This window comes from Pseudomonas sp. P7758 (assembly GCF_013386485.1).
In the GTDB taxonomy this organism is placed as follows: Bacteria; Pseudomonadota; Gammaproteobacteria; order Pseudomonadales; family Pseudomonadaceae; genus Aquipseudomonas.
The window spans coordinates 1-11,452 of record NZ_JACARS010000178.1 but is presented as its reverse complement, the minus strand read 5'-3'; the positions used below and the strand labels follow the sequence as shown (position 1 = coordinate 11,452).

The window sequence follows — 11,452 nt, the reverse complement described above, 5'->3', positions numbered from 1 at the left end:
ACGCAGGCTTTGGAGCGTGGGTAACCCGGCAGGACGCCGGGTTAGCCGTCCTGGGCCAGGGATGGCCCATGACGGCGGCCCACGGTCCAAAGCCGGAGTGAGGGCACACCGAGCCTAAGCGAGGAGCCGAGTGGTGGGGCAAGAGCGTTTTGCTTACTTTTGCGCTGTTCAAAAGTGAGCCGCTGTAAGAGCGGAACCAATAGCGGCCATAACCGCAGCAACGGATATGCACCCCACACCGCGGAGCTACAAATTCCGGCTATGCCGATAATCACTGACCGCCTCATACACCGCCTTACGCAACCGATTAATCCCCCCAATCGGCCGATGCGCCTCCACCCCAAACCACGGATTAAACGACTGATTATCACAAGCCAGATTCAACGCCGGCGTATCAAAATCCTGCGCCGGAATCACCACCTTGGCCACCGTCTCAAACGGCGCATCACTCTCTTTCCATTCAATGCTGGTGTCCTCGATCGGCATGAACTTCTGCGGATTCTGCCGCTGAATCTGCAACACAAAACACGCCGCCACCCGGTCCGTCGACAATTGCTGATTCAACGCACTGCGCAAAAAGTTCGGCAGGTCCTGATTCTGTTCAGGCAGCACATACGCAGGACACCCCTGGGGATCCGGCGCCACCCGAAACTTCGCATTCGCCGCCCCGAACTTATACGGCGACACCGAGAAATACGTCGTCTGCGTAGGACTCACCGGCGGCGGCGCCAACGTCGCCAGCGCGATAAACAAATGCCGCACCTGCCAACTGCGCGGATCCACCCCGGGGAAAAACGCCATGACTTTCTTGCCATCGGCCTGAGCCGAAATGTTCTGCGCATACTCCGCCACATCACTGACGAAAAAATTCGGATGGCTGAACATCACAAAGTCCTGCTCACCCCGCGCCTGCTGATCCGCCAGCAGCTGTTTGCCTGGCACGTCCAGCAACTTGATCGCCATCCCCCGGGCATCCCGGATGCTGTCGAACTGCGGATACGCATTGCCGTTGGACAGTCGCATCATCGCCTGCCAGGTCTTGCCCGGCTCGGCGAACACGCCCTGGCGCAGGGCCGGGTCGAGGTCCGCCAGTACGCTGACCTCGGCCTTCACGCAGCCATGGGCCTTGGCATGCGCATCCCGCAGGTAACGCGTGCCTTCGCGGTGCTGGTCGACGATGCGCACGGCGGTCTGGATGATGCCCTGGGTCATGGCCGCTTCACCCGGCGGGATCTGTTCATCCGGCGATACCGGGCCGCTGTGCTGCCAGGCAAACCACAGGGTGGACAGCAACCAGCCCAGCAGGCCCAGGCCCACCAGCCACAACAGGGTCTTGCCGAGAAACGCGCCGAGGCGCAGCCAAAGTCGAGCGAGCATTTAAAAATCCTTTTCTGCGAAGTCGGTTGGGTCAGGGCAGTTGCTGTTCCAGCGGGCCGCCCAGCACTTTCAAATATTCCAGCAGCGCCCAGCGTTCCTGGGGCAGCAAGCCTCGGCCAATCACCCCGTTGCCACGCTGCCCGGCACGGAATTCGTGGCCGCTGTTGTGGTTGCCGGTGATGCGCGTATCGAACAGGAACGCGTTGGGGAACGCGGCGGTTTGATAGCCCAGGTGGCGCGGGTCGTATTCGAAGGTGCCTTTATAGAAGGTCGGGCTGCGCTCGTCCTGAGGCGAGAGCAATTGGTAGATCGTCGGCACCGAGCCGTTGTGCAGGAACGGCGGTGTCGCCCACACCCCGGCCAAGGGCCGTGCCTTGTAGGCACGCAATTCGCGTACGCCGATCGGCAGGCCGAAGCCGTCCAGGCGCGGGCGTTCGGCAGGTGTCACACCGGCGGCACGGTAGGCGTGGTCTTCGACAAAGGCGGTGATGTAGGCCAGGCCTTTGGCTGAAGAGAGGCTGCGCAGGTCCAGCGGCTCGGTGGGCGTGGGGTGCAGTTCGACGTTCATTTTCGCCAACTCCGCCGGGTCCCATTGCAGGGCGCTGAGGTCGAAGCGGTGGTCAGCGATATTGTTGGCAGTAGCGGGGTCGGTGCCGATCACCTCCACCGGGAGCATTTTCAATTGTCGCACCGGGCGGCCATCGACCTGGGACACCGCTGGCACGTGGCAGCCGGCGCAGTTTTCCGCGAACAGTGCGCGACCCTGGGCGGCCAGCGGTTTGTCGATGGCGCCGAACAGGTCTTCGGGCCAGGTGGGGGGCTTGAGCCGTTGCAGGGTTTCTTCGATGGTATTCAGGTCGCGAACCCGCACGCTGGAGGCGTAGCGCGCATCGCCCTGGAGCGGCTGGCCGGCGCTGTCGAAGAAGTCCAGGGTGGCGCCGACGCCCAGGGCTTCGCCGATATTGCGGGCCATGGGTTGTTGGGCCGAGCCGTTCCATTGCACCCAGTCGAAGGTCCAGATGTCCCACAGTTGCGGGTAGTCCACCGGGGCGTTGGCGATGCGGTAATTGTCGGGGGAAATGGCGTCGCCGAAGCTGGCGTTGGCGATACGGCCAAAGGCGTCGGTGCGGCCCGGGCCTTCTTCGGTGGGGTAGAGGCCGCGGTGGGTGTCGTTCCAGGCGACTTTGAGGAAGTTGTTCAGGGACTTCTTGAAGTCCTGGCGCAGTTGCGCTGCGGTCTGGTCGTTGTAGTCATGGCCCAGCACGGTGCGGGCAAAGCGCTCGAATTTCCACGGGTTGTAGTAGGTCGAGGCCAGGCTGGCGACCAGTGCCTGGCCGAAGCTGCCGCCGCGCAGGGTCGGCACGCTGGACGGCAGCACATGTTGCGCCGGGCCACCGTCGATCCGCAGGCCCTGGCCTTTGAAGTTCAACTGGCCGGTGTGGCAGGCGGCGCAGGTGATGTCGAGGAACTCATCATTGCTGCCGGCATTTTTATGCCGGGCGAAACCCACCGGCAGGTTGCCGGGGTTCTGCGCGGTGGGCACCTGCTTGGGGTCTACCAGAAAACCAAAGCGCGCCAGGTACTCGGGCGTGGCGAAACGCTGTTCGGAGAACGGCAGCTCCAGTGCGGTAAACCAGGCATAACGCAGGCCCTTGACCTGGGTGCCCTGGGGCGTGAAATAGTAGGTCTGGCGATCTGCGGCGCTCCATTGATCCTGATAGTGCACCTGTTCCACCGGCACGTAGACCGGCAGCTTCGGGTTGACCACGTAATAGAGCACCACCGCCAGGACCAGGCCCAGCAGTATGAAAATCATCAGCAAAACACGGGAAAAAATGCGCAAGATAACTATCCTTGTCGAGTTGTAGCGTTCTTATGCCATCAGGCCAGCAGTGCGGCAAGTGGCCATGAGTCTCGTTCCAGCGCTGCTGCCGTCCGTTGCAGGGCCCTGGATTGAATGAAAATGCTTTTAAACACGTGAACTTATCAGAAGTTTCCTGCTCACATGCCGGTAGCCATTGGTCGTGGCCGCCTGATAAGCTCGCGACTTTACTCGAATGCCCTTTTGGCACACGAACAAGGAAATAGCATGAAACAGCATCGGTTGGCGGCGGCGGTGGCCCTGGTTAGCCTGGTACTTGCGGGTTGTGATTCGCAAACCAGCGTAGAGCTGAAAACCCCGGCGCAAAAAGCTTCCTACGGTATCGGCCTGAACATGGGCAAAAGCCTTGCTCAAGAAGGTATGGATGACCTGGACTCCAAAGCGGTAGCCCAAGGCATCGAAGATGCCGTCGGCAAGAAAGAACAGAAGCTGAAAGACGACGAGCTGGTCGAAGCCTTCGCCGCACTGCAAAAACGTGCTGAAGAGCGTATGGCCAAGATGAGCGAAGAGTCGGCAACCGCCGGCAAGAAATTCCTCGAAGAAAACGCCAAGAAAGACGGCGTTGTCACCACCGCTTCCGGTCTGCAATACAAGATCGTGAAGAAAGCCGACGGTGCCCAGCCAAAGCCTACCGACGTAGTGACTGTTCACTACACCGGCAAGCTCACCAACGGCACCACCTTTGACAGCTCCGTGGATCGCGGCAGCCCGATTGACCTGCCGGTCAGCGGCGTGATTCCAGGTTGGGTCGAAGGCCTGCAACTGATGCACGTTGGCGAGAAGGTCGAGTTGTACATCCCGTCCGACCTGGCCTACGGTGCCCAGAGCCCGAGCCCGGCGATTCCAGCCAACTCCGTGCTGGTATTCGACCTGGAACTGCTGGCCATCAAGGACCCGTCCAAGGCAGACGCTCCTGACGCACCTGCGGCTCCTGCTGCCAAGAAGTAATCAGCGCCTGAACACACAACGCCCCGTCTCGACGGGGCGTTGTTGTTTCTGGCCTGTGCGATCGTTCCCACGCTCTGCGATCGTTCCCACGCTCTGCGTGGGAATGCATCCCGTGACGCTCTGCGTCACCATTGCGCATAGCTCAAGCCTAGCGCTAACAGCAAGCGCAGAGGGCCACAGGCGGCATCCCCACGCAGAGCGTGGGAACGATCAGTTGAATCCAGGGCAAATTCAACCGAACCCATGCGGGCTAGAGCAGTCTGATAAAAGACCCGAGTACGGGTAGACGCAGATTATCTCCAAGTCAATGAATTCTTGGGTTTTTTTTATGTGCGCAAAAAACGCCCGATCTGACTGTAGGCCTTGTATTACGTGGCTTTCAGCCTGGAAAATAGGCTCTGTTCACAAGGTTATCCACAATTTGTGTGGATAACCTTTCCTGTCGCCTGGAACTGGAGTGACGATGAAAGCCCCGTTTAATTTCACCCGCTTCCTGCCCATGGCTGCTCGCCTGCTTGGCCGTGGGCGCTTGCCGACGTTGCTGTTCGCGGTCGCCGCCAAAGGCTCGAGCCAGGGCAACCGGCTGGGCAAGCTCAAGGACGACCTCAAGCTGCTCCAGGCCTTGTGCCTGGCCTACTGGCGCGGCGAGTACCGGGCCATCAGCCCCAAGGCGCTGATTTCAGTAGTGGCAGGGTTGATGTACTTCCTGAGCCCGATTGACGCGATCCCGGACTTTATCCCGGTGTTCGGCATGCTCGACGACATTGCTGTGCTGGCGTGGGTCATGAAGACCCTCGACGGCGAACTGAGCGCCTTTCGCGCCTGGCGCGAGCGTCAGCTCCCCGAGAAACTTGCGGTGGTTGAGCGCCTTCCTGCGACGCCTCAGCTGCTTACGCAAGAACACCTGAAAAAAAACTGAACCTTGGGAATATCCCCCTGCGCTCTTTGTGGCTGTTAGGATTACACTCCTAAGGAAAGTACTTACGAAGTAAGTGTTGTGATCCTACGGGGCAGTCATGGATATTCAGATAATTACAAAGGATGGCGAGCCCGAATATGCGGTTCTGCCATGGGCTCAGTATCAGGCGCTGTTAAAAGCTGCCGGTCAGCAACAGCCAACGCCTCCCGCTTCGACCATTAGCCAAGCCACTGCCGAACCGGATCTGCGCCCCCTGGAGCAGCTGCGAAGCCTGCGCGAGGCCAAGGGCCTGGCCATCGAGGTTCTGGCGCGCACAGTGGGCATCAGCCCGTCTTACCTGGGCCTGATCGAAAGCGGTGAACGCCAGCCGGACGCTGCCATCCGCCGCAGCCTGGCCTGGGAACTTGGCGTTGCAGGTTGGAGGGACGAAACGTGAGCGTACGCATCAGCCGTCAACATTGGGATGGGTTACTCAACGAGCTGGACCAGGCGCGCCGACAGCGCCACCTCTTGACCTACCGCGCCTTGCTGGAGCGCCTGCAATTTCCCACGCCGGCCATGCAGACCCTGACGGCTGCGCTGGAGCACCTGGCGGCGCTGGATGCCAAGGCCGACCAACCACTGCGCAGTTCCCTGGTGATCAGCCAGGGCGCCAGTCGCCTGCCACGTACCGGTTTCTTTGAATGCGTGGAGCGTCTCGGGCGCTTCTGCGGGCCGTCCGATGGCGTGGCCGCGGCGTCGTGGCACGCATCCGAAGTGGTGCGAGTATTTGAATACGATTATCCCGAGTCAGCGGAGGCGTAGTGTTCTGGAAGCTCAAGGCGTATGCCAGTTACTGGCTGGCGCGCAAGTTGTTTCATTGGTCCTGGTTCGTGCGACAGCCGCGTGGCTGGCAGTGGCTTGAAGGCCAGTTCGCGCGCATGGCCAATCTGGGCGACGTAGGAGCACAGAGTTTCTACGGACATATCCTGACGTTTCGTGGCAAGGGCCTCGGCGCCCGTGAAGAAGGCGTGCGACTGTTGCGGCTGGCGGCCCTGGCCGGCGACGGCAAGGCTGCCTACCAGATTGGGGTGTTGAGCCTTGCGGGTAGCCTTGGCAAGGCGCCTGATCCGCTGGAAGCGGCACGCTGGTGGAAAATCGCCGCCCGAGCCGGGCACCCGTTGGCGCAGATGCGCCTGGAGCAACTCTGATCTAGAGCGGCTGCGGTTCTGCCTGGCCCAACTCCAGGCTGTCAATCACATGAATGCTGTAGCCCGCCACGTTCTTCGCGTGGTGCTTGGCTTGCGAGGCCAGTTCCGCCAACTGGCTGGCATCGAGTTGTCCACAGGCCTGTGGATACAAATGCACCACGCCGATGGACAGCGACAGCAGCGCAAACTCCTGGTGCACGCCCTGGCGGTTCAGTGCAACGAAACAGCCCGCGTCCAGATGCTCGCTGCGATAGAAGCGCCGGCACTGGGTGTGGAAGTCGTCCAGCAGCTGGTTCAGCCGCTTGCGCCAATCCTGCGGCCCCAGCACCAGCAAAAAGTCATCACCGCCGATATGCCCGACGAAGTCGCGGCTGGGGTCTACCCGGTCGTTCAGGCATTGCGCCAGGCACAGCAGCACTTCATCGCCCCGGCCATAGCCGTAGATATCGTTGAATGGCTTGAAACTGTCGATATCGACGTAGCAGATCACAGACTCGCGTTGTTGCTGCAACAGCCGCGTCAGGCACTGCTGGATGGGGACGTTGCCCGGCAGCAAGGTCAGCGGGTTGGCATAGCGTGCCTGCTGGATTTTCAGCTCGGTAATCAGCTTGAGCACATCGATCACCCGGCCCAGCCCCAGATAATCGCCGTTGAGGGTGATGATGAAATCTTCCTCGATCCGCTGGCGTGCGCGACTGGTGAGCAGGCGGCTGACCTGCTGCAAGGACTGGCTCAGTTCCACCGCGAGAAAGTCATCACTCATCAAGCGGCTGATGGGCTTGCGGGCGAACAGATCGGTGGCGAACGGCTTGAGCAGCGCATCTGACAGCGAGTGCCGGTGCACGATGCCAATCGGGTGGCCACGCTCATCCAGCACCGCCAGGGAATTGAGGTTGGCCTGGCGCCGGAAGGCTTCCAAAACCTGCGCCGTGGCAGTGTGCTGGCCCACGGCCGGTTGTTCGTTGAGCAGGGCGCTGAGGTCGCTGCCTTCGTCGTTCAGCGCGACGTTGGCGTTGTCGGGCTTGGGCAGCATCAACCGCGCTTCCTGCGGCGGGTGTTCCTGGGGGCGGCAGAGCAGGTAGCCCTGCACCAAGTCAACGCCCATTTCCGTGAGCACCGCCAACTCTTCCGGCAACTCGATGCCTTCGGCGATGACCTGGGCCCGGGAGGCCTTGGCGATTTGCAGGATGGAGCCGACAAACTCGCGCTTGAGGGCGTCCTGGTGGATGCCGTCGATAAAGTGTCGATCGATCTTCACGTAGTCCGGGCGCAGCTCCGACCACAGCCGCAGGCTGGAATAACCGGCACCCAGGTCATCCAGGGCAATCGAAAAGCCCATGGCGCGGTAGTGGTGCAGCGCGGTTTGCAGCAGTTGAAAATCGTCGGTCGGGGTTTGCTCGGTCAGTTCGATCACCACCTGGCTGGGCGGGATGCCGAAGTCGCTGAGCAGTTGCAGGGTACGACCGGGCTGGTGGGCGGTCTCCAGCAGGGATTCGGGCGAGACGTTGAGAAACAGCTTGCCCGGCAGTTTCTGCTCGCTGAACCGCCGGCAGGCACTTTCCCGGCAGACCATCTCCAGCTCACTGAGACGCCCGGCGTGGCGGGCCACGGAGAACAGTGCGACAGGGGAGTGCAACGGGCTGTTGGACGGGCCGCGACTGAGGGCTTCATAACCGATGAGGCGTCGTTCAGACAGGGAAATGATGGGTTGGAACAGGCTGTGCAAACTGCCTTGAGCCAGGATTGAGCCCAATGCATTCAGCTGTTCGGTCATGGTCATGATTTTCTCGGGTCGAAAAAAAAGGACCTGCTTTGGCAGGTCCTTCATTTCACGACAGAATGATGTCTATTTGATGACACTCCGAGGAGCGTTCACATTAAATCGCCATCATTTACTGCTTGGCCACCGTCTTGCTGATTTTCAAGTAGTCCAGCAGGATGCGCCCGGTCTCGCTCAGGTAGGCATCATCTTCCGGCTTGGTTTTATCAGGCTCGGCGGCGATCGCGTCTTCGTCTTCTTTCTTCAGCTCCTTGAGTGGAGCTTCCCCTTTCGCCTTGCGGCGGGCGTTCTCCAGCACCAGTTGCTGATTCTCGATGTCGGTGTGCTGCGCACGACGGTCGGCTTCGTTCAGGCTGACGGTTTTCTCTTCCATCAACTTCTTGGCCAGGGCCAGTTTGTCGCGGATGAAGATGAACTCGGCATCCTTGGCGGAGCGGGCTTCGTGATCAGCTTTCAACTCTGCGATGTACGGTTTGAACGGGTCTACCGCAGGCTTGATCGCAGGACGGATGGTGTCCCACGGCATCGCCTCGGGCAGGGCGCTCTCGCCGATTTCCTTGGTGTCGATGATCGACGGGAAATCGACGTCCGGCAGTACGCCCTGATGCTGGGTGCTCTGCCCGGAAACCCGGTAGAACTTGGCCAGGGTCAGTTTCAGCTCGCCATGGTTCAGCGGCTGGATGGTCTGCACGGTGCCTTTGCCGAAGGTCTGGCCGCCGATGATCAGCGCACGGTGGTAGTCCTGCATCGCGCCGGCAAAAATCTCCGAGGCGGATGCCGAGAGGCGGTTGACCAGCAACGCCATCGGCCCTTTGTAGAAGGCACCCGGGTTCTCGTCTTCCAGCACGTCGACACGGCCGTCAGCGTTACGCACCAGCACGGTCGGACCCTTGTCGATAAACAGGCTGGTCAGCTCGGTGGCTTCCTGCAGGGAGCCGCCGCCGTTGTTGCGCAGGTCGATGACCACGCCGTCGACTTTTTCCTTCTGCAATTCTGTGAGGATTTTCTTAACGTCGCGGGTGGTGCTCTTGTAGTCCGGATCACCGGCGCGGAACGCTTTGAAGTCCAGGTAGAACGCCGGGATCACCACCACGCCGAGCTTGTAGTCCTTGCCATCCTGCTTGAGGTTGAGGACTTGCTTCTGGACGGCCTGGTCTTCGAGTTTCACCGCTTCACGGGTGATGGACACGATCTTGCTGGTCTGGTCGTTCGGTGCGTTGGTGTGCGGAATCACTTCCAGGCGCACCACGCTGCCTTTCGGCCCGCGGATCAGCTTGACCACTTCATCCAGGCGCCAGCCGACCACGTCGACCATCTCTTTGTCGGCCTGGGCCACACCGATGATCTTGTCGGCCGGGGCAACCTGCTTGGTCTTGTCGGCCGGACCTGCCGGCACCAGACGCACGATCTTCACCTGGTCGTTATCGCTTTGCAGGACGGCACCGATGCCTTCCAGCGACAGACTCATGTTGATATCGAAATTTTCCGCGTTATCTGGCGACAGATAATTGGTGTGCGGGTCGTAGGACATTGCGAAGGTGTTGATGTAGGCCTGGAAGATATCTTCGGCACGGGTCTGATCCAGACGTGCCAGCTGATTCTTGTAGCGCTTGGTCAACAGTTCCTGGATGGCCTTCGGCTCTTTGCCGGCGATCTTCAAGCGCAGGACTTCATCCTTGACGCGCTTGCGCCACAGGTCGTCCAGCTCGGCTTCGGTGGTCAGCCAAGGAGCGTCCTTGCGGTCAACCAGCAAGGTCTCTTTCTTGGTGAAGTCGAACTTGTCGACACCTTTGTCCAGCTCACCAATGGCGAAGTCCAGACGCGCTTTGACGCGGTCCAGGTAGCGCTTGTAGATGGTGAAGCCGGGCTGCAGGTCACCGCTCTTGAGGAAGTCGTCGAACTGCGTCTTCCACTTGTCGAACTCGGTGATGTCGCTGGCCAGGAAATAGCTGCGCGAGGGATCCAACAGCTTGAGGTAGCTGTCGTAAATGATCACCGAACGAGCGTCGTCCAACGGCGGCTTGCTGTAATGGTGGCGCTTGAGCAACTCGACGACGTTAAGGCTGGCAATCACCTCATCGCGATCAGGCTGAAGGTTGTCCCAGCTGTTGGCTGCGAACGTATTGCTCGACAGCGGCAAAAGGCCGATACCGATAAAAAGAGCGAGGGCGGTGCTGGGGAACAAATGCTTCATGCTGATTCGACGCGGGGGCAATTGATAACGCATATTAGGCCGTCTTTGAAGTCGCCGGTTCCATATGGGCCGGTCGCATAATGCAAAAAGCCCGACGCTACAGCAACGGGCTCAGTCCAGACTCACTATGGAGGCACTGTGAAAGCATTGCAAGGCGTTGAAGGTCATGTGGAGTGGCAAGAAGAGCCAAGTCCTACATGCGATGTAGGCCAAGTACGCATTCGCGTGGCGGCTGCGGGCCTGAATCGCGCCGATTTATTACAGCGTTCGGGGCTTTATCCGCCACCTCCCGGTGCCAGCCAGGTGCTGGGCCTGGAGTGTTCCGGGGTGATCAGCGAAGTCGGCGCCGGTTCGTCGTGGCAAGTGGGGGATCGGGTTTGCGCCTTGCTGGCTGGCGGCGGGATGGCTGAAGAAGTGGTGGTGGATGCGCGGCATGTGCTGCCGGTGCCGGAGGGTGTGTCCCTGGTGGAAGCGGCCGGGTTGCCCGAGGTATACAGCACCGCGTGGTTGAACCTGTTCCAGTTGGCGGGCCTCAAGCCCGGCGAGAAGGTGTTGTTGCATGCCGGTGCCAGTGGGGTGGGCTCGGCGGCGATTCAGTTGTGCAAGGCGTTTGGCAGCCCGTGCTGGGTCAGCGTGGGGTCGGCGGATCGCCTTGCGTACTGTGAAGCGCTGGGGGCTCAGGGGGGTGTGGTACGTACTGACGGCATCGAGGGCTTGAGGGATTTTGGACCGTTCGATGTGATTCTTGACCCGGTGGGGGGGAATTACGCGGCGCTGAATCTCAAGCTGGTGGCGCGTGATGGGCGCTGGGTGTTGATTGGGTTGATGGGGGGGCGTGAGGCGCAGATCGATCTGGCGCAGGTGTTGGCCAAGCGTGTGCAGGTGTTGGGGTCGACGTTGCGCAGTCGGGATGATCAGTTCAAGGCTGACTTGTTCAGTGACTTGAGCCAGCATGTTTGGCCGTTGTTTGCCGAGGGGCGCTTGAGTCCGCAACTGGCCAGGACGTTTCCGATCAAGGATGCCGAGGCTGCGTTTGCGGAGCTGGCGACTAATCGGATTTCCGGGAAGCTGGTGTTGGTGATTGACGAGAGTCTGACCTGATTTCAGATGCGACATTTGTGTTGGGGGGGAGTTGGGCTGGGTGTATATCCGTTATTTTCGT

General features: G+C 60.5%; 10 protein-coding genes. 6 read left to right on the top strand and 4 right to left on the bottom strand.

What is annotated here, in order from left to right; translation table 11 throughout:
• Positions 1-246: 246 nt before the first annotated feature.
• Positions 247-1,377, bottom strand: a complete 1,131-nt coding sequence (locus HX873_RS29375; RefSeq protein WP_177070598.1) for a catalase family protein — start codon at positions 1,375-1,377, stop codon at positions 247-249.
• Between the two features lie 31 nt (positions 1,378-1,408).
• Positions 1,409-3,220, bottom strand: coding sequence for a di-heme-cytochrome C peroxidase (locus HX873_RS29370; RefSeq protein ID WP_177117665.1), 1,812 nt, complete (start codon positions 3,218-3,220; stop codon positions 1,409-1,411).
• Positions 3,221-3,466: 246 nt separating this feature from the next.
• On the opposite strand from HX873_RS29370, the gene HX873_RS29365 reads away from it, so the two are divergent.
• The 5 genes from HX873_RS29365 to HX873_RS29345 all read left to right on the top strand — a co-directional run bounded on the left by HX873_RS29365 (position 3,467) and on the right by HX873_RS29345 (position 6,316).
• Positions 3,467-4,207: an FKBP-type peptidyl-prolyl cis-trans isomerase gene (locus HX873_RS29365; protein WP_003211122.1), complete on the top strand. Its 741-nt coding sequence runs from the start codon at positions 3,467-3,469 to the stop codon at positions 4,205-4,207.
• Between the two features lie 463 nt (positions 4,208-4,670).
• A complete protein-coding gene (locus tag HX873_RS29360; protein ID WP_003211120.1) occupies positions 4,671-5,126 on the top strand; it encodes a YkvA family protein in 456 nt (151 codons plus the stop codon).
• 97 nt (positions 5,127-5,223) lie between these two features.
• Entirely contained in the window at positions 5,224-5,562 is a 339-nt protein-coding gene (locus tag HX873_RS29355) for a helix-turn-helix transcriptional regulator (protein ID WP_003211117.1), read from the top strand.
• Positions 5,559-5,930, top strand: a complete 372-nt coding sequence (locus HX873_RS29350) for a hypothetical protein (protein WP_003211116.1) — start codon at positions 5,559-5,561, stop codon at positions 5,928-5,930. Before HX873_RS29355 ends, HX873_RS29350 begins: the two co-directional genes overlap by 4 nt.
• Positions 5,930-6,316, top strand: coding sequence for a sel1 repeat family protein (locus HX873_RS29345; protein ID WP_003211114.1), 387 nt, complete (start codon positions 5,930-5,932; stop codon positions 6,314-6,316). Before HX873_RS29350 ends, HX873_RS29345 begins: the two co-directional genes overlap by 1 nt.
• Before the next feature lies 1 nt (position 6,317).
• Here the strand turns inward: HX873_RS29345 and HX873_RS29340 are convergent, their stop codons facing one another.
• Positions 6,318-8,096: a bifunctional diguanylate cyclase/phosphodiesterase gene (locus tag HX873_RS29340; protein ID WP_177123597.1), complete on the bottom strand. Its 1,779-nt coding sequence runs from the start codon at positions 8,094-8,096 to the stop codon at positions 6,318-6,320.
• A gap of 112 nt (positions 8,097-8,208) precedes the next feature.
• Positions 8,209-10,290, bottom strand: a complete 2,082-nt coding sequence (locus HX873_RS29335) for a carboxy terminal-processing peptidase (protein WP_023659269.1) — start codon at positions 10,288-10,290, stop codon at positions 8,209-8,211.
• Between the two features lie 138 nt (positions 10,291-10,428).
• Between HX873_RS29335 and HX873_RS29330 the strand changes: the two genes are divergently transcribed.
• On the top strand, positions 10,429-11,391 hold the full coding sequence (locus HX873_RS29330) for a zinc-binding dehydrogenase (RefSeq protein WP_087694978.1): 963 nt from the start codon (positions 10,429-10,431) through the stop codon (positions 11,389-11,391).
• Positions 11,392-11,452 lie beyond the last annotated feature (61 nt).

Bases quoted from the DNA above. Each gene is read 5' to 3' on its own strand.
- HX873_RS29340 (WP_177123597.1), bottom strand. From the start codon at position 8,096: ATGACCATGACCGAACAGCTGAATGCATTGGGCTCAATCCTGGCTCAA.
- HX873_RS29365 (WP_003211122.1), top strand. From the start codon at position 3,467: ATGAAACAGCATCGGTTGGCGGCGGCGGTGGCCCTGGTTAGCCTGGTA.
- HX873_RS29375 (WP_177070598.1), bottom strand. From the start codon at position 1,377: ATGCTCGCTCGACTTTGGCTGCGCCTCGGCGCGTTTCTCGGCAAGACC.
- HX873_RS29360 (WP_003211120.1), top strand. From the start codon at position 4,671: ATGAAAGCCCCGTTTAATTTCACCCGCTTCCTGCCCATGGCTGCTCGC.
- HX873_RS29355 (WP_003211117.1), top strand. From the start codon at position 5,224: ATGGATATTCAGATAATTACAAAGGATGGCGAGCCCGAATATGCGGTT.
- HX873_RS29335 (WP_023659269.1), bottom strand. From the start codon at position 10,290: ATGAAGCATTTGTTCCCCAGCACCGCCCTCGCTCTTTTTATCGGTATC.